This window comes from Massilia litorea (genome assembly GCF_015101885.1).
GTDB classification, from domain to species: Bacteria; Pseudomonadota; Gammaproteobacteria; order Burkholderiales; family Burkholderiaceae_D; genus Telluria; species Telluria litorea.
In genome coordinates, this window is record NZ_CP062941.1 from 2,470,842 (window position 1) to 2,489,251 (window position 18,410).

The following is an 18,410-nucleotide window of genomic DNA, read 5'->3' on the forward strand; positions in this document are numbered from 1 at the left end:
CGGTCGCCAATAGGAGAAAACCATGATTCGTTCGCTGTATATCGCCAAGACCGGCCTCGAGGCGCAGCAGACCAACCTCGACGTCATCACCAACAACCTCGCCAACGTCAGCACCAACGGCTTCAAGCGTTCGCGTGCGGTGTTCGAGGACCTGCTGTACCAGACCGTGCGCCAGCCCGGTGCCCAATCCTCGCAGCAAACCAACCTGCCTTCCGGCCTGCAGCTCGGCACCGGTGTGCGCGCCGTCTCGACCGAACGCATCTTCACCCAGGGTAATCCCCAGCAGACGGGCAACTCGAAGGACGTGATGGTCAACGGCGCCGGTTTCTTCCCGGTTCTCCTGCCCGACGGCACCCAGGCCTACACCCGCGACGGCTCCTTCCAGACCGATGCCAACGGCACGCTCGTGACGTCCAGCGGCTATCCGGTACAGCCGCCGATCACCGTGCCGGCGAACGCCGAGTCGATCACGGTCGGCCGCGACGGCACCGTGTCCATCAAGACCGCCGGCAGCACCGCGACGACCCAGATCGGCAACCTGCAGCTGATGACCTTCATCAACCCGGCCGGGCTGGAGTCGAAAGGCGAGAACCTGTACATGGAAACGACCGCCTCCGGCAACCCGAACGCGAACACCCCCGGCACCAACGGCGCCGGCGTCCTGATGCAGGGCTTTGTGGAAACCTCGAACGTCAACGTGGTCGAGGAAATGGTCAACATGATCCAGACCCAGCGCGCCTACGAGATCAACAGCAAGGCGATCACGACCTCCGACCAGATGCTGCAGAAATTGTCCCAGTTATGAAAACGCTTCTTTTCTCGCTGATCGTGGCCGGGTTGGCGTCCATTCTTGGCGGCTGCGCCGTCACGCCGAGCACCATCGTGCAGGAAACGCGCAGCGCGCGTCCGGCCCTGGCCGAAGTCGCGCCGCCAACCGATGGCGCCATCTACAACGCGGCGAAATACCGTCCCATGTTCGAAGACCGCCGCGCGCGCCAGATCGGCGACCTCTTGACCATCAACATCGTCGAAAAGACCTCGGCCAACAAGGCCGGCACCAGCTCGGGCAACAAGTCGGGCAGCGCCAAGTTCGGCTTGCCGGGCCCGCTGCAGTCGAAGCTGGGCGCGAATGTCGCCACCGAAGGCGGCGTCAAGTTTGCCGACGGCGACAACCAGAGCGCCAGCAACGCCTTCACCGGCACCATCGGCGTCACCGTCACCGAGGTGCTCTCGAACGGCAACCTGATCGTCGCCGGCGAGAAGCAGGTCGCGATGAACAAGGGCATCGAGTTCATTCGCTTCTCCGGCATGGTCAGCCCCGACACGATCCAGAACGGGAATATCGTGTCCTCGACGGTTGTCGCCGACGCGCGCGTCGAATACCGCACCAACAGCCGTATCGACCGCGCCGAAGTCAATTCGATGATGTCGCGTTTCTTCCAGTCGTTGCTGCCGTTCTAAATCAAGGATTCGTCATGCGTTTCAAGTTCCCGCTGCTGGCCCTCTGCGCCGCCCTCGTTGCCGCTGCTCCAGCCGTTCACGCCGAGCGCCTGAAGGACATGGCCAGCATCGCCGGCGTGCGCCAGAACCAGTTGTCGGGCTACGGTCTCGTGGTCGGCCTCGACGGCACCGGCGACCAGACCAGCCAGACGCCGTTCACGGTGCAGTCGATCATCGCCATGCTCCAGCAAAAAGGCGTGAACCTGCCGCCGACCGGCCAGCTGCAACTGAAAAACGTCGCCGCCGTGATGGTCACGACCTCGCTGCCGGCATTTGCCCAGCCGGGCCAGACGATCGACATCACGGTGTCCTCGATCGGTAACGCCAAAAGCCTGCGCGGCGGTACCTTGCTGATGACGCCGCTGCACGGCGCCGACGGCCAGGTGTATGCGATGGCCCAGGGTAACGTGCTGGTCGGCGGCGCCGGCGCCTCCGCCGGCGGCGCCCAGACCCAGGTCAATCACCTGTCGGTCGGCAAGATCTCGAGCGGCGCCACCGTCGAGAAAGCGGTCGCCTCGAACCTCGGCGAAAACAACCAGATCCGCCTGGAACTGAACCAGACCGATTTCGCCACCGCGAGCCGCGTAGTCAGTGCTTTGAACGACCAGTTCGGCGTCGGCACCGCGACCGCCCTGGACGGACGCGTGATCCGCGTGCGCACCCCGGCCTCCTCGGATGCGCGCGTGAGCTTCATCGGCCTGATGGAAAATATCGACGTCAAGCCCGCCGCGGCCAGCGCGAAAGTCATCCTGAACGCCCGCACCGGTTCCGTCGTGATGAACCAGGCCGTCACGCTCGACACCTGCGCCATCTCGCACGGCAACCTGTCGGTGACGATCGGTGCCGATACGAACGTCAGCCAGCCGGCGCCGGGTTCGCGCGGCCAGACGGTGGTCACCCAAACGCCCAGCGTCGAAATCAAGAAGGATCCGGGCAAGGTGGTGCTGGTCAAGGGCGGCGCCTCGCTGGCCGAAGTGGTGAAGGCGATGAATTCGATCGGCGCCACCCCGCAAGACCTGCTGGCGATCCTGCAGGCCCTGAAGGCTGCCGGTTCGCTGCGCGCCGAACTCGAAATCATCTAAGGACGCGGCGATGCTCCCATCCCAAAACAAGGTCACCAGCGCCTTCGCACTCGACACCCAGGGCCTCGGCGACCTGAAGCGCTCGGCCAAGGCCGGCGCGCAGGAAGCCACCCGCGGTGCGGCCCAGCAGTTCGAGGCGCTGTTCATCAACCAGATGATGAAGACCATGCGCGACGCCACGCCGCAGGACGGCCTGACCGATAACCAGCAAACGAAGATGTTCACCGGGATGCTCGACCAGCAGCTGAGCCAGAATATGGCCAAGCGCGGCATGGGCCTGGCCGACGTGCTGGTGCGCCAGCTCTCGGCCCAGAACGACGCCAAGGCGCTGGCCATCGGCGGCGTCGACGGCGCGGCCGGAACCAACGGCGCCGCCAGCGCGATCGACATCCCGATGCTGCCGAACAAAGCCGCTGCCCTGAAAGGCCTGGAAGCTGCTGTCCAGACGAATGGCATCAGTGCCAGCGGCCGCACCCAGGCGCCGCACGTACGCGCCTTCCAGGAAAAGCTCGGTTCGCACGCGGCCGAAGCGGAAGCCGCGACCGGCATTCCCGCCAAATTCATGCTCGGCCAGGCCGCACTGGAAACCGGCTGGGGCAAGCGCATGATCCGCAACAGCGACGGGAGCAACGCCAACAACTTGTTCGGCATCAAGGCCGGCCCGAACTGGAAGGGCAAGATCGCGACCGCCGTGACGACCGAATACGTAAACGGCCACGCGCGCCAGCGCGTCGAAAAATTCCGCGCCTACGACACGCCGGCCGATTCGTTCAAGGATTACGCGCGCATGCTGGCGAGTAACCCGCGCTACGAGAAAGTGCTGAACCACGCCGGCGACGCCGCGGCTTTCGCCCACGGCCTGCAGCGCGCCGGTTACGCGACCGACCCGCACTACGGGACCAAGCTGTCGAAGATTATCAAGAATTCACTGGCATGACGATCTGATAACGGAGGTGGCAAGCTATTCAAGTTTTGCCGCAGCCTGCCGTAGAAGAACATAACTCTCGAGAAAACACATGTCCGGAAACCTCCTCAGCATCGGTAAAAGTGGCTTGTTCGCGGCGCAAACGGCCCTGAGCACGACCGGCCACAACATCACCAATGCCAACGTGGAAGGCTACAGCCGCCAGGGCGTGGTGCAGGCCACCTCGACGGCGATGGAGACCGGCGTCGGTTTCACCGGCACCGGCACCAAGGTCGCCGAGATCAAGCGCTACAGCGACGATTTCCTGAATAACCAGGTGCGCACCGCCACCGCGTCGGGCTCCTCGCTGAACGCCTATTACGCCCAGATCAGCCAGATCGACAACCTGCTGGCCGACACCGAGTCGGGCCTGTCGCCGGCGATCCAGAATTTCTTCTCGGCCGTGCAGGACGTGACCGGCAACGGCGCCTCGATCCCGTCGCGCCAGGCGCTGCTGTCCTCCTCGGAAACGCTGGCGGCGAGCTTCCAGCAGATCGACGCGCGCCTGGAAGAAATCGGCGACGGCGTCAACAGCCAGATCGAAACCAACGTCAACCTGATCAACACCTACGCCAAGCAGATCGCCGAAATCAATTCGAAGATCGGCTCCTACGGCTCGATCGAGCAGCGCCAGCCGAACGACCTGCTCGACCAGCGCGACCAGCTCGTCATGGAGCTGAACAAGCACGTCAAGGCGACCGTCACGGCCGGCACCAACAATGCGCTGAACGTCTCGATCGGCAACGGCCAGCCGCTGGTCGTCGGCCAGCAGGCGTTTCAGCTCGCGACCATCAAGACGCCGACCGACCTCACGCGCGTAACGGTCGGCTATGTCACCGGCGACAAGGTGACCGCGCTGCCGGAAAACGCGGTCTCCGGCGGCGAACTGGGCGGCCTGCTCGAGTTCCGCAACGGCACCCTCGACCGCGTGCAGAATTCCATCGGCCGCCTCGCCATCGGCATGGCCTTCACCGTCAATGCCCAGCACAAGCTCGGCATCGACGGCGGCGGCCAGCAGGGCAAGGATTTCTTCGTGCAGGCACCGGCCTATGTCGCCGCGGCCGTCGACAACGCCAGCACCAGCACGGCCAAGGTCGGGGCGGTCGTCAGCGACCCGACCCAGCTGACCGACAGCGACTACAAGGTCGAGTCCGACGGCAGCAGCTTTTACGTGACCCGCCTGTCCGACAACAAGCGCACCAAGGTCGACCCGTATGACGCGAACGGCACCACCCGCACCATCGACGGCGTCGACTTCACGATTTCCGGCACTGCCGCCTCGGGCGACAACTACCTGGTGCGCCCGACCGCGTACGGCGCCTCGGGCTTCCAGCTGGCCTTGACCGACGTCGGCCAGATCGCCGCCGGCACTCCGATCGCCACCAGCGCCCCGATCGCCAACAAGGGTACCGGCCTGATCAGCGCCGGCAGCGTCAGCGCCAGTTATTTCGCGGCGCCGCCAGCGCTGCCGGTCTCGCTGAGCTATGACAGCAGCGCGGGCGGCCAGCTGACCGGCTTCCCGGCAGGCGCCACGGTCACGATGACCCTGAACGGCACGACCACCACGCACACCGGCGGCAGCGCGCCTTTCAAGGCCGGCGCCAGCTACAGTTTTTCCGGCGTTAACATCACGATGTCGGGCGTGCCCTCGAACGGCGACAGCTTCAGCATCAACGCCAACGTCGCCGGCACCGCCGACACCCGCAACATCCAGGCGCTCGGCGCCCTGCAGACCAAAAACATCTTCAACGGCGGCAGCGCGACTTACCAGTCGGCCTTTGCCCAGACCGTGAGTGCGGTCGGCAACAAGACGCGCGAAGTGCAGGTGAACGCCAGCGCCGGCGAAGCCTTGCTGAAACAGGTGCAGGGCGCGGCGTCGGACGTCTCGGGCGTGAACCTGGACGAGGAAGCGACCAATTTGCTGAAATACCAGCAGGCCTACCAGGCCGCCGGCAAGGTCATGCAGATCGCCAACACCATCTTCGACACGCTGTTGTCGATCGGACGCTAACGCGGCCCCTGGAGAATAAGAAATGCGTATCAGCACGAAAAGCATCTACGAAAACGCGACGACCCAGCTCAACACGCTGCAGTCCGGCATGGCGCGAACCCAGACCCAGCTGGCGACGAACAAGCGCATGCTGACCGCCGCCGACGATCCGATCGCCTCGGCGCGCGCGCTGGAAGTGACGCAATCGAAAACGCTCAACACCCAGTACGCGACCAACCGCGCGAATGCGAACAGCTCGCTGGCGCTGGTCGAGGGCGCGCTCAACGACGGCGGCGACCTGCTGATGGACGTGCAGACGCTGGTGGTGCAGGCCGGCAACGGCTCGCTCTCGAAGGAAGACCGCAACATGATCGCCACCGAGATCGAGGCGCGCATGCATGACCTGCTCGGCGTCGCGAACACGGCCGACGGTACGGGCGGCTACCTGTTTTCGGGCTACCGCGGCACCACGATCCCGTTCATCCAGACCGACACCGGCGCGACTTACCAGGGTGACCAAGGCCAGCGCAAGCTGCAGGTCGGCTCCTCGCGTTCGATCGCGATCAGCGACTCGGGCAGCGCGATCTTCGAGAACAACCGCACCGGCAACGGCAGCTACCAGACCGTGATGGTCGACGGCAACCAGGGCGGGGCGATCGCCGCCACCGGCGCGGTCTCCGACCCCACCAAGCTCACCGGCCACAACTACACGCTCGAATTCAAGGTCGCCGGCACCCCGGCCGTGACCACGTATTCCGTCACCGACACCAGCACCTCGCCGGCCAGCGCAGTCCTTTCCGACGAACCTTACGTGAGCGGCAAGCAGATCACCTTCGACGGCACCTCGTTCTCGATCCATGGCGAGCCGGCCAACGGCGACAAGTTCGAGGTCAAGCCAAGCGAAAAGGAATCGATCTTCACCACCATGACCACATTGGTCAAGGCGCTGCGCGATTCCGGCGACGACACCACCTCCCGCGCCACGCTGTCGAACAAGCTCAACACCGCCAGCGAAGGCCTGAAATCCTCGCTCGACAACATCCTGACGGTGCGCGCCTCGGTGGGTTCGCGCATGAAGGAACTCGACTACCTCGACAGCTCGGGTTCCGACCTCGGCATCCAGTACGACGGCACGCTGTCGAAGCTGCAGGACCTCGATATCGTGAAGGCGATTTCGCAGTATGCGACCCAGCAGACGACCCTGGAGGCGGCGCAGAAGTCGTTCAAGACGATGTCGGGTTTGTCGCTGTTCAATTACATCGGCTGATTGTCGCAGGTGGCGTTGAGGCCAATGGCCTCATGCCAGCCAGTCAGGCTCAAACTGGTCCGGGCCGGCTCCACACCAGCACCCCGTTGCGCACTACTTCCCGCACCCGGTGATACGGCACCATGCGCGCCTCGCCGTCGCCGCCGATCAGGTCGAATCCGAAATGCTGTCCGCGTTCCAGCCGGATGCGTTCGAACGAGACGCGCACCACGCGCTGACAGACCCGGTCGTAATAGCCGATGACGAAGTGGGCGTTGCCGAATTCGGTATCCCAGACGATGCGGTTGATGACTTCGTGGATGGGCGTCATTGCCGCTCGGGTCGCTTCAGCCAGGGCAGGCCGCAAGCGGCATGCTCAACGGCCGCTCCAGCAATTGCGCAATCTCGTCGGCGGCGGACGGACGACCAAAGACGTCGCCCTGCGCGGCATCGCAGCCCATGGCCTGCAAATCGGCCAGCCGTTCCTGCGTGTCGACCGCTTCGGCGATGACGCGCAGGTGCAGCCGGTGGGCCAGGTGGACGATCGATTCGGCCAGGGCCCAGGCAGCGTCGTCGCGCTGCGGCTGTCCGAGCCGCTCGACGCAGGCGCTGCCCAGCTTGAGCGCGTCCACCGGCAGCGCCGCCAGGTAGCGCAGGCGGGCGGCGCCGAGCCCGAAGTCGTCGATGCAGACGCGCACGCCGGCGCGGCGCACCCTGCCCAGGACGGCCTCGTGCAACAACTGCTCGCCGGCCAGCGCGGCTTCGCCGATCTGCAGTTCGAGGCAGGGAGGATCGATGCCGGTGTCCCTGACGATCGCCAGGATGCGCTCGGCCACGCCCGGATGCGCGAGCTGCCGGACCGACAGCTTCAGCGCGGTCCGCACAGGCGGCAGGCCGGCCGCGCGCCAGGCGGCGTTCTGCATGCAGGCGCTGCGCAAGGCCCATTCGCCGATCGGATCGGCCAGGCCGGTTTCCTCGGCGAGCGGCATGAACCGCGCCGCCTCGAGCGGGCCCAGCTGCGGGTGCGCCCAGCGGACCAGGGCTTCGACGCCCACGACTTCGCCGCTGCCGAGGTCGACCTGCGGCTGGTAGGCGAGTTGCAGCTGCTGCGCGCCGAGTGCCTCGCGCAGGCCGTCCTTCAGGGTTTGCCGCTCGTCGGGCGCCGGGATGGCATCCAGCACATACATCTGGAACTTGTTGCCGCCCCAGTTGCGCGCACGGGTCATGGCGAGCCCGGCACGCTCGAGCAGCGCGTCCATGTCGCAGCCCGGCGCAGGGAACATGGCGATGCCGATGCTCAGGCTGACAGCACATTCGCGCTCGCCCACGAGCAGCGGGAAGGCGAAGCGGTTCAGGATCCTCTGCGCCGCCTGCTGCGCTTCCCCCGCATTGTTCAGGTCCTCCAGGATGATGATGAACTGGTCGCCGCTCCAGCGGACCAGCGTGTCCGCCGCGTGCAGGCAGGAGCGCACCTGCGCGGCAACCTGCACCAGCGCCGCATCGCCTCCTTCGACGCCGAAGCCGGCGTTGATCTCCCCGAGCTCGTTCAGGTTCAGCAGCATCAGGCCGACCGGGCGCCCGTTGCGCAAGGCACGCGCCATCGCATGGCCGAGGCGGTCGCGCAGGACGCGCCGGCTGAGCAGGCCCGTCAGGGCGTCGATCCGGGTGCTGTCGAACAGCTCGGGTGCCGCGCTGTACTCGCTGGGCTCGGGACGCTGCCCATATCCAACCACGCGGTTACGTGCCCCGCATGTGGCCTGGTACAGGGCTTCGTCGGCGCGCGCCAGCGTCTGGCCGATCGATTCGCCCGGCCGCAGCTCGGCAACGCCGGCCGAGACCGTGACGGCGAGCTCCGGCGCGATGCCTGCGAAACCCGTGAAGCGCAGCCCCTGCACGCACTGGCGTACCTGTTCGGCCAGCACAAGCGCGGCTTCCTGCGTCGTCCCCGGCAGTATCAGCAGCAGTTGCGCGGCGCCGTAGCGGCCGAAGGAGTCGGTGTCGCGCAGGTGGCCGCGGGCGCAAGACGCGACCTCATGCAGTACCAGGTCGCCCGCGGCCTGGCCATGGGCCGCGTTGATGCCCCTGAAATGGTCGATCTCGAGCAGGCACAGGCTGAAGGTCGACCCCTTGGCGGCCGCGATCTGCCGTTCTTCCTGGAGCAGCCGCATCGTGTGGCCGCGCTTGTGGCTGCCGGTAACGCCATCCCGGACCGCGACTGCGCGCACGAAATCGAGTGCATGCTGGAGCTTGACGAAACCCTCGACCCTGGTCACGTCGAACAACAGCGCGAAGAACACGATGACGATGTACAGGCCGAAGTCGCACAGGACGTACAACAGCTCCATGTCCTGGATCGGGTGTGTCGGCAGCGGGATGCCCAGCAGCGGCAAGGCATAGATGAAAACGATCGTGGCGCAGGTAAGGCCGAGCCAGAACATGCCGGTGGCGAAGCCGCCGAGGAAGACGGCGACCATCGGCGGAATGACCATCCAGCCGGCGGTCGGCGCCGACACGCCGCCCATCGCATAGGTCAGCCAGCTGAAATTGAAGAACACCGCGCACAGGAAGACTTCGCGCCCGACCACAATGCTTTTGGTGGCGCGCATCAGGAAAGGCGCGGCAAACATGCCCAGGCAACAGGTCAGGATGACCCTGGCTGCCGCGCTGTAGCCCAGCGCATCGTAGGTGTAGGCATACAGGGGACCCGAGAGGGCAGCCATGACGACGGCATTGATCACGTTCTGCGCGCGGGTCAGGGTCGCGGCGTCCTTGCGGACCTCCGGGGGAATGAACCACTGAATTGCAGCGATGTAGCGGGTGATGTAGCGGGTGAAGAAGCGGGTGCCGAAGTTCATGTGTTTTTTTAAATGCTGTGATGTCTCCGTTTTCTACCGACGCAAAAGTGAAAATATTGTCAGACGGAAGCGATCCGGGATCGTAGCATGGCGCCCAAGCCTTGTGCATACAGAAGTTGAAAGGCCGCACTAGTCCCGCAGCCGCGCGTCGCTGCAGACCAGTTCCTCGAGCGAGTGCTGCGACAGGGCCGGGCTGAAATAATAGCCCTGCATCTGGTCGCATTCGTGGGCGCGCAGGAAGGTCAGTTGTTCCAGCGTTTCCACACCCTCGGCAATGACCTTGAGCTTCAGGCTGTGCCCCAGCGCGATGATCGCGCGCGTGATCACGGCGTGGCCGTCGTGGCTGACTTCGCCGAGAAAGGAACGGTCGATCTTGATATAGTCGACCGGGAATTTCTGCAGGTGGGACAGGCTCGAATAGCCGGTGCCGAAGTCGTCGATCGACAGGCGCACGCCCAGGGCTTTCAGTTCGGCCAGCGCTTCCATGGCTTCCTCGGGCTGGTCCATCAGCTGGCTTTCCGTCACTTCCAGTTCCAGGTTGCGCGGATCGACCTCCATGCGCTTGAGCGTGCGCGCCAGCCCTGCTGCGAACTGACGCTGCCGCAATTGGCGCGCCGACAGGTTCACGGAAATCACGAAATCGCGGACGCCGAGCTTGTCGAGCGCCTTGAGGGCGCCGCAGGCTTCCACGATCACCCATTCGCCCAGTGGCACGATGAGGCCGGTTTCTTCGGCGACCGGGATGAATTCATCCGGCGGCACCATTCCGTTTTCGGGATGGTTCCAGCGCACCAGCGCTTCCGCGCCGACCACTTTGCCGGTGCGCAGGTCGACCTTCGGCTGGTAGCCGAGTACCATTTCATGGTTGCCGATGGCCCGCGACAGGCTGGCTTCGAGCATCAGGTGCTGGTGCACGGCCTGGTTGAGTTCGACGGAATAAAACTGGCAATTGTTCTTGCCCATGGCCTTGGCGTGGTACATCGCCGCGTCGGCCGCGCGCATGACGCGGTCGACCGTGTCGCCGTCGTGCGGGAAGCGGGAGACGCCGATGCTGGTACTGGGCAGGATGTCGCGCCCGGCCACGGTAATCGGCGCATTGACGTGCTGGCGGATGCGCTCGATGAGGTCGGCCAGCTGTTCGTTGCCCGGCTGATTATTGATGACCAGCACGAATTCATCGCCCCCGACGCGCGCCACGGTGTCGTTGTCGCGCACGCTTTCCTTGAGGCGGCTGGCGGTGGCGCGCAGCACGGCGTCGCCGGCATCATGGCCGAAGTTGTCGTTGATGTGCTTGAAGTTGTCGAGGTCGAGAAAGGCCAGCGCGCCCAGCACATTGTTGCGCACGGCGAAGTCGATCGAGAATTTCAGTTCGTCCTGTAGCAGCGTGCGGTTCGCCAGGCCCGTCAGCGGATCGTGGTGGGCCATGTGGTGCAGGCGGCGCTCATAATGGCGCGCTTCGGTGATGTCGTTGATGACGCCGACGAAATGGGTCACTTCGCCATCGATATTGCTGACCGGATCGATCCGCAGATCGTTCCAGAACACTTCGCCATTCTTTCTCGCATTGCGCAGGATGACCTGCACGCTTTCCTTTTTCCTCAGCGCCTCCTGGATGCGCTGGTGTTCGTGCACGTCGCAGCCTTCGATGCGCATGAAGCTCGGGTCGCGGCCCTTGATTTCGGCCAGCGTATAGCCGGTCATCTGCTCGAAGGCCGGGTTCACGTATTCGATTGCGTTCTTGCCGTGCTCGCAGCAGGTGATGACGATGGCGTTCACGCTCGAATAGATGGCGCGCTCGCGCACCCGCAAGCCTTGCTCGGTCTGCTTGCGGGCGGTGATGTCGAGACCCGTGCCGAAGATGACGGGCAGTTCGCCCAGGCTAGTGCGAGCGCAGTGGAACAGCAGGCTCGTGCGTTTGCCGTGCTTGCCGATCAACTCCGCCTCATGCGAGGAGTGGCCTTGTTCGAAGGCATCGAGCATCTTCCGCACGATCTCGGGCCTTTGCTTTTCGTCGAAGAAGTACTGAACATCGCAGGTCGGCAATTCCTCGCTCGTCATTTCCAGCGCGTTTTCCAGCTGGTGGTTCCACAGGAGCAAATGACCGCTCTGGTCGATGACGTAGAACACGCAGGGCAGGCCTTCGATGATGTCGGCCGTCTGCAAATCCTGGATCAGCGCATAGCGCGGCGGGACCAGGCCGGCGCGCGGAATGACGATCACGCTGAAGGTGCCGGGCTGGTCCGGATCGAGCGATTGCGGAGCGATCGTGATGCGTACCGGCAGGCGGCGGCCGTCGGCGCAGCACAGCTGGCCAGTCGAATCGAACTCGACCCGCGCGGCGATCGTCAGCGGCGGCTCGCCGATGAAGTCGAACTCGACGATCTCGCCCAGCGTCTTGCTACGGATGTCCGCCGCGGTATAGCCCGCGAGCTTTTCGCAGGCCTTGTTCCAGCTGGCGATGGCGCCGTCGGCGTCGACGACGAAGACGGCGAGTGGTAACGGTGAAAGATTCAACGCGTTCTCCGGACGTGGCTTGCCATGACTTGCGTAGCTGAAAAATCAGGCATCCTGCATGCATGATAGTCCAGTGCGCGATCATGAGCGAGCGAAATTCACTTGGAGATTTAGCACAGGAAAACGTGATCCTGTGCAAAGCCGCGAGGCGCGAACTTACTGCGAAGCGGGCACCGGCCGCTGCGGCGCGAGCGCGGGCGGCACGCGTTCCGCGGCAGCGCGCGGAATCCGGCGCCCGGCCTCGATGCCCTCGTTGAACAGGTTCTGGATCGGCGTGTTCAGGTAGGGTAATGCAACGCTCAGGGTCAGCATGCCGACGCCGAGCGTGATCGGAAAGCCGATGCCGAAGATGTTCAGCTGGGGCGCGGCGCGCGTCAGGATGCCGAGCGCGACGTTGGTGATGAGCAGGGCGGCGATGATCGGCAGCGAAATCTGCAGGCCGGCCGAGAAGATGCGGCTGCCCAGGCGCGCCAGTTCGAGCGGTGCGGCGAGCGAGATCGGCGTGGCGGAGATCGGCAGGCTGATAAAGCTTTCCGACAGCGCCGCCAGCAGCACCAGGTGGGCGTTGACGGCAAGAAAAGCCATCGTCGCCACCATCGACAGGAACTGGCTGATTGCGGCCGAGCGGCCTTGGGTAGTGGGGTCGAAGAAGGAAGCGAAACCGAAACCCATGGTCGAACTGGCCAGTTCGCCGGCATACTCGATGGCCGCGAACACGAGGCGCATCGAAAAGCCCATCGCGGCGCCGACCAGCATTTCCTGCACCAGGATCAGCAAGCCCGCATACGACATCGGGTCGACTGCGGGCACGGCGGGCACGGTGGGCGCGATGATCAGCGCCAGCAGCACGCCGAGGATAAGCTTGACCTGGTTCGGCACGCTGGCGTGGCCGAACAGCGGGGCGGACGCGATCATGCCGAGGATGCGCGTGAGCGGCCACAGCAGGCCTGCGATCCAGGCGTTGATCTCGACCGAGGTGAGCGTCAGCACAGCGAGGAGCCGATTAGCCGACCATGTTCGGGATGCCGGTGAACACTTGCCGCATGTAATCGAGCATCACGGACAGCATCCAGGGACCGGCAACCACCAGGGCCACGAACACGCCGACCAGTTTCGGGATGAAGGAGAGGGTCGCTTCGTTGATCTGGGTGGCAGCCTGGAAAATACTGACGATCAAACCGATAATCAGGGCGACCAGCAGCAGCGGCGCCGACACCAGCAGCGTGATTTCCATGGCCGTGCGGCCCATCGTCATAACGGTTTCCGGCGTCATCGCGCGCTCCCTAATTGAAACTCTGGGACAGCGAGCCCAGCAGCAGTTGCCAGCCGTCGACCAGCACGAACAGCATCATCTTGAACGGCAGCGAAATCACGGCCGGCGACATCATCATCATGCCCATCGACATCAGGACCGAGGCCACGACCATGTCGATGATCAAAAACGGGATGAAGATCGCGAAGCCGATCTGGAAGGCCGTCTTCAGTTCGCTCGTCACGAAGGCCGGAATCAGGACGCGCAGCGGAATGTCTTCCGGACCCTGCAGGGCCGGGGTGCGCGAGATTTTCACGAACATGGCGAGGTCCGACTGGCGCGTCTGCTTGACCATGAAGTCCTTCAGGGGCTGGGCGCCGCGGCTCATCGCTTCCGTCATCTGGATCTGGTTTTCCTGCAAAGGAAGATAGGCTTGCGTATAGATCTTGTCGAAGGTCGGGCCCATCACGAACAGGGTCAGGAACAGGGCGAGACCGACCATCACCTGGTTCGGCGGCGCGGTTTGCGTGCCGATCGCCTGGCGCAGCAGGGACAGTACGATGATGATGCGGGTAAAACTCGTCATCATCAGCAGCGCGGCCGGCAGGAAAGTAAACGCCGTCATCAAGAGCAGCGTCTGCACCGGCAGAGTGTAGGTGGTGCCGCCGCCGGGGCTGGGCGCGGTGGTGAAGGCGGGTACGCCGGGCGCGGCCAGCACGGCCAGCGGCAGCAGCATCAAGCCGGCCGCTAGCAGGTAATTCTTATTTCGCATTACGTTTATCGATCGTCTGTTTGAGCCAGTCGGAAAAACTTGAAGCCGACGGCGTGTGGCCGGCAAGGGCGGCGCTGGCGGCCGCGTCGCCCTTCGGCATCGTGGCCAGCGCATTCACGCGGCCGGGCGAGGCACCCACCACGATCCACTGGTCGCCCACTTCGACGACCATGATCCGTTCGCGCCCGCCGATATTCAGGGCGCCGACCATGCGCAGGTTGGCCGAATTGCCGGCCATGCGCGGGGCATAGCGCTTGGCGGCCCAGGCCAGGCCGGCCAGCAGGGCCAGCACCAGCACCAGGGCGAGGATGGTTTGCAGCAGGCTGCCTGCGGAGGGGCCGGGCGTCGCCTGCGGCAGCGTGACCGGATTGGCGGGAACGGCGGGAATGGCGGCAGGGGCAGCGGGCATGGTGGCCGCGCCGGGCGCCGGCGTCGGCGTCGTAGCGAGGACGGTCGGGACTTCACCGACGGTGGTGGCTGGTTCGGCGGCAGGCGTGGCCGGCGCAGTTGTCGGCGCCGTTGCGGGAGCAGTTGCGGGAGCAGTCGCAGGCGCAGCCGCCGGCTGGGCCGTGGCGGCCAGCGGCATCAGGAAGGATGCCGCCAGCAACGCGCTCGCGCCGCCCCTGCGCAGGCAGGTCGATAACCGGGCAGGCGCGATCGCCTGGCCAATGGTGTCGTACTGGATTGCGGGAGGGCAGGCGGGGGCGCGCGTCGACATCATTTATTCAATTTTCTGATCCGTTCCGAAGGCGTGATGATATCAGTCAGGCGGATACCGAACTTGTCGTTCACGACCACCACCTCGCCCTGGGCGATCAGGCAGCCGTTGACCAGCACGTCCATCGGCTCGCCGGCCAGGCCATCGAGCTCGACGACCGAGCCCTGCGCCAGCTGCAGCAGGTTTTTAATGGCGATCTTGGTGCGGCCCAGTTCCACGGTCAATTGCACCGGGATGTCGAGAATGAAATCGATGTCGTTCGGGGTATCCGGACGCACGTTCTTCGTGCCGAAGTCCTGGAACACGGCGGCGCTGGCGGTCTGCTGCTTCTGCAGCGCGGCGGCCTCGGCCGCGGCCTGCTCGGCAATCGCGGCGCCCCAGTCGTCGTCGAGGATCTGGTCGTCTTGGGTATCGGACATGGTGTTTCTCCTGAATTACTTGAAGCTGTCGCTGTTGGCCAGCAATTTCTCGACCTTCAGCGCGTACTGGCCGTTGAAGACGCCGTAAGAGCATTCCATCACCGGCACACCGTCGACGGTGGCCTGGATCGCTTCGGGAACGGTGATCGGGATCACGTCGCCGATTTTCATGTTGAGGATTTCGTCGAAGTTCGCCTTGCCGTGGCCGAGTTCGGCCACGAGTTCGACTTCGGCCACCTGGATCTGCTGCGTCATCAGGCGGATCCAGCGTTTATCGACTTCGAGCGCCTCGCCCTGCAGGCTCGAGGTCAGCGCATCGCGGATCGGCTCGATCATCGAATACGGCATGCAGAAGTGGATCTGGCCCGATACCGGACCGAGCTCGATCGTGAAAGTGGACGATACCACGACTTCGTTCGGCGTCGCGATGTTCGCGAACTGCGTGTTCATCTCGGAACGCACGTACTCGAACTCGATCGGATAGACCGGTTCCCACGACTTGGTATAGGCCTCGAACACGACGTCCAGGATGCGCATGATGATGCGCTGCTCGGTCTGGGTGAAGTCGCGGCCCTCGACGCGGGTATGGAAGCGGCCGTCGCCGCCGAACAGGTTGTCCACCAGCAGGAACACCAGGCCCGGATCGAAAACCATCAGCGCGGTGCCGCGCAGGGGCTTCATGTGGATCAGGTTCAGGTTGGTCGGGACCACCAGGTTGCGGATGAATTCGCTGTACTTCGAGACCCGCACCGAGCCCACCGAGACTTCGGCGCTGCGGCGCAGGAAGTTGAACAGGCCGATGCGCAGCAAGCGCGCGAAGCGCTCGTTGATGATCTCGAGCGTCGGCATACGGCCGCGCACGATCCGCTCCTGGGTCGCCAGGTTGTAGGTGCGGACTCCCGAGGTGTCTTCAGGCGCGGCAATGTCGTCCTGATCGCCGTTGACCCCTTTTAAGAGGGCATCGACTTCTTCCTGTGAGAGGAAATTATCGGCCATGTTATTTCTTTACTGAATGCTCATTGGATAATAAACGAGGTGAACAGCACGTCGGATACGTCCTGCTCGCTGCCGCCCTCATCGAACGGCACCTGGACCGCGGCCTTGATCTCGCCCGCGAGCTGCTGCTTGCCTTCCACCGTATTGATTTCCGAAGCTTTCTTGCCCGATAGCAGGAGCAGGACGCGGCTGCGCACCTTGGCCATGTGGTCCTTGAGCAGGGTGACCTGTTCCGGGCCCTCGACCTGCAGTGTAAACTGCACTTGCAGATATTGGTCGCCATTCTCGGGCTGCAGGTTCACCGTAAAGGCTTCGATCGGCACATATTCGGCTTTCGTGTGCTCCTTGTCCTTCTTTTTCTTCTTCTTGGCCGGCGCCTCTTCGGCATGGGCCTCGGCATCGCCGCTGCCGTGCAGGAAGAACCAGCCTGCGCCGGCGCCACCGCCCAGCACGAGCACACCCGCGATCGCCATGATCATGAGCTTCTTCTTCGAGCCTGCCGCCGGTGCTGCATCGGCCTTCGGGTCAGCCTTCATTTTCGGATTCGCTTTCAAGTTGCCTCTGGTGCCTGATAGGGGTTGCGTAATTATGTCATTATCGAGAAAAAGTGCGCGACGGCAAGCTTTGAAAAGAGGGGGGAAGGTGCATCATCTCAAGGTTTCTTCCGTCTTGTACCCTGGGCTCTCGAGCCCAGAGTGCTGCGTTCGCGTATATCGCGGCCCGAAGCGCACCCACAAAAAACGGCCGCACGCGGCGGCCGTAAACGGAATTCGTTGCTGCTTACGCGAAGGTATCGACCGCCCCCGCACCGCCGATTACGCGAGTACGTGGACGCGGCATGACGTCCGCCACATCGCTGTCGCCCCCGCCATTCCCGCCACGGCCGGGGCCCGAACCGCCAGTGCCCTGGCCTTCCTGGCCCTGGCGCCCCTCGGCGCCGGCATTCACGGTCGCGTTGCCGAGCGCAATGCCGCTCTCGCTCATCATTTCACGCAGGCGTGGCAGGGCATTCTCCAGGGCCTGGCGTACTTCCAGTTGCTGCGAGGAGAAGGTCACGCTGGCCAGGTCGTTGCTCACGTTCAGCACCACCTGCACGGGGCCGAGGTCCGGCGGATTGAGCTCCAGCGTCGCGCTCTGGTCTTCGCCGCCCACCATCCAGATCACTTTCTGGCCCACCTGGTTGTCCCAGGCCGGCGTGCCGACGCGTGCGCTGAGGCGGTCGGTCGGTGCGCTGGTGGCGGCTTGCGCAGTCTGCAGGGCAGTGGCCTGGGCCGTGAGGCTGGTGAGCGCCTCGGCGCCCGGCGCGGCTTCCCTGGCAGCGGCATGGGCAGCGCTGTCGCGCAGCCTGGCGGCGAAGTCGCCGGCCTCGACCGGCAGCTTGGCCGTCTCGGCCGCCTTGCCGAGATCGAGGGCGCGCAGGTCGATGCCCGGCTGCGCCTTGTCCTGCGGCGCGTCCGTCATCGAAGCCAAGGGCGCATCGCCTTCCAGCTTGACGAGCGGCTCGGTGCCGTCGCCCAGCGATTTTTTCATGCCGGACAGCAGTGCGTCCGGCTGCGCTGCGGGCGTCTGGGCTGCGGCCGGGATCGGGGTCGCTTGCTGCGCCTGATTGAAGCTCGCGACCAGGGCCAGCATGTCGACGACCGAGTCCGCCGCCCTGGCGTCGGCCAAGGTGGCGGCCTCGTCGCCGCCTTCGCCCTCGGTGGCAGCCGTCTTTTCCTCGGCGGCGCTTGCGCTCTCGCCCTGCTTGCTCACGGCCGGATGCCCGGTTTCCTTCGCGGCCTGTTTCACGGTCTCGCGCGGCGCAGGTTTGGCTTCGTTCGCGGCCGGTTTGGCCGGCGCTTGCGGTTTCGGACCGGCGGCGACCGGCTGCGGCATGGTCGCCTGCGGCTGCACCGGCGCCTGGCGTTGCTCGAGCTGGCGCTGCTCGGTCTGGCGCTGGTTCATCTGTTGAAGGTTCAGCTGCTGAAGGTTCAGCTGTTGGGTCAGCGCCGCACCGAAGTTCACGCCGTCGGTGTTCGCATTCGCATTCGTATTGGCGCGCTGGCCAGGGAGCGGGGCGGCGGCGTTGAACTGGATCGGGAGGGAGGTCGTGTGCATCGTCA

Annotated in this window: 17 protein-coding genes; 6 read left to right on the plus strand and 11 right to left on the minus strand. The window is 64.7% G+C overall.

The genetic code is table 11. The features are described from left to right. The first annotated feature begins 22 nt into the window (after positions 1-22). From flgG to flgL, 6 genes are all read left to right on the plus strand, one after another. Positions 23-805, plus strand: a complete 783-nt coding sequence (gene flgG / locus LPB04_RS10990; RefSeq protein WP_193688697.1) for a flagellar basal-body rod protein FlgG — start codon at positions 23-25, stop codon at positions 803-805. Beyond that, positions 802-1,461: a flagellar basal body L-ring protein FlgH gene (locus LPB04_RS10995; protein WP_193688698.1), complete on the plus strand. Its 660-nt coding sequence runs from the start codon at positions 802-804 to the stop codon at positions 1,459-1,461. Before flgG ends, LPB04_RS10995 begins: the two co-directional genes overlap by 4 nt. Positions 1,462-1,475: 14 nt before the next feature. After that, the gene (locus LPB04_RS11000) at positions 1,476-2,582 is read left to right on the plus strand and encodes a flagellar basal body P-ring protein FlgI (RefSeq protein ID WP_193688699.1); all 1,107 of its coding nucleotides are present in this window, start codon (positions 1,476-1,478) and stop codon (positions 2,580-2,582) included. Positions 2,583-2,592: 10 nt separating this feature from the next. Then, on the plus strand, positions 2,593-3,519 hold the full coding sequence (flgJ, locus tag LPB04_RS11005; RefSeq protein WP_193688700.1) for a flagellar assembly peptidoglycan hydrolase FlgJ: 927 nt from the start codon (positions 2,593-2,595) through the stop codon (positions 3,517-3,519). A 79-nt stretch (positions 3,520-3,598) separates the two neighbouring features. Beyond that, the gene (gene flgK / locus LPB04_RS11010; RefSeq protein ID WP_193688701.1) at positions 3,599-5,557 is read left to right on the plus strand and encodes a flagellar hook-associated protein FlgK; all 1,959 of its coding nucleotides are present in this window, start codon (positions 3,599-3,601) and stop codon (positions 5,555-5,557) included. A 22-nt stretch (positions 5,558-5,579) separates the two neighbouring features. Continuing rightward, positions 5,580-6,803: a flagellar hook-associated protein FlgL gene (gene flgL / locus LPB04_RS11015; RefSeq protein WP_193688702.1), complete on the plus strand. Its 1,224-nt coding sequence runs from the start codon at positions 5,580-5,582 to the stop codon at positions 6,801-6,803. Between the two features lie 49 nt (positions 6,804-6,852). Here the strand turns inward: flgL and LPB04_RS11020 are convergent, their stop codons facing one another. From LPB04_RS11020 to LPB04_RS11070, 11 genes are all read right to left on the minus strand, one after another. Then, the gene (locus LPB04_RS11020) at positions 6,853-7,113 is read right to left on the minus strand and encodes a DUF504 domain-containing protein (protein WP_193688703.1); all 261 of its coding nucleotides are present in this window, start codon (positions 7,111-7,113) and stop codon (positions 6,853-6,855) included. A gap of 16 nt (positions 7,114-7,129) precedes the next feature. Continuing rightward, positions 7,130-9,637 (minus strand): diguanylate cyclase domain-containing protein, encoded by a 2,508-nt coding sequence (locus LPB04_RS11025; RefSeq protein ID WP_193688704.1) that lies wholly within the window; start codon positions 9,635-9,637, stop codon positions 7,130-7,132. A gap of 129 nt (positions 9,638-9,766) precedes the next feature. Then, positions 9,767-12,151 carry a sensor domain-containing protein gene (locus LPB04_RS11030; RefSeq protein ID WP_193688705.1) on the minus strand — a complete coding sequence of 795 codons (2,385 nt, stop codon included), beginning with the start codon at positions 12,149-12,151 and terminating at the stop codon, positions 9,767-9,769. Positions 12,152-12,307: 156 nt separating this feature from the next. After that, the gene (gene fliR / locus LPB04_RS11035) at positions 12,308-13,141 is read right to left on the minus strand and encodes a flagellar biosynthetic protein FliR (RefSeq protein WP_193688706.1); all 834 of its coding nucleotides are present in this window, start codon (positions 13,139-13,141) and stop codon (positions 12,308-12,310) included. Between the two features lie 13 nt (positions 13,142-13,154). Further along, positions 13,155-13,424: a flagellar biosynthesis protein FliQ gene (gene fliQ, locus LPB04_RS11040; RefSeq protein WP_193688707.1), complete on the minus strand. Its 270-nt coding sequence runs from the start codon at positions 13,422-13,424 to the stop codon at positions 13,155-13,157. Positions 13,425-13,434: 10 nt separating this feature from the next. Beyond that, positions 13,435-14,175: a flagellar type III secretion system pore protein FliP gene (gene fliP, locus LPB04_RS11045; protein WP_193688708.1), complete on the minus strand. Its 741-nt coding sequence runs from the start codon at positions 14,173-14,175 to the stop codon at positions 13,435-13,437. After that, positions 14,165-14,896, minus strand: coding sequence for a flagellar biosynthetic protein FliO (gene fliO / locus LPB04_RS11050; RefSeq protein ID WP_227496707.1), 732 nt, complete (start codon positions 14,894-14,896; stop codon positions 14,165-14,167). Before fliO ends, fliP begins: the two co-directional genes overlap by 11 nt. Further along, a complete protein-coding gene (fliN, locus tag LPB04_RS11055) occupies positions 14,893-15,312 on the minus strand; it encodes a flagellar motor switch protein FliN (protein ID WP_193688709.1) in 420 nt (139 codons plus the stop codon). Before fliN ends, fliO begins: the two co-directional genes overlap by 4 nt. A 15-nt stretch (positions 15,313-15,327) precedes the next feature. After that, positions 15,328-16,308, minus strand: a complete 981-nt coding sequence (gene fliM / locus LPB04_RS11060) for a flagellar motor switch protein FliM (protein ID WP_193688710.1) — start codon at positions 16,306-16,308, stop codon at positions 15,328-15,330. Between the two features lie 20 nt (positions 16,309-16,328). Then, entirely contained in the window at positions 16,329-16,844 is a 516-nt protein-coding gene (fliL, locus tag LPB04_RS11065; protein WP_193688951.1) for a flagellar basal body-associated protein FliL, read from the minus strand. Between the two features lie 244 nt (positions 16,845-17,088). Next, entirely contained in the window at positions 17,089-18,405 is a 1,317-nt protein-coding gene (locus LPB04_RS11070; protein ID WP_193688711.1) for a flagellar hook-length control protein FliK, read from the minus strand. Between the last annotated feature and the right edge of the window lie 5 nt (positions 18,406-18,410).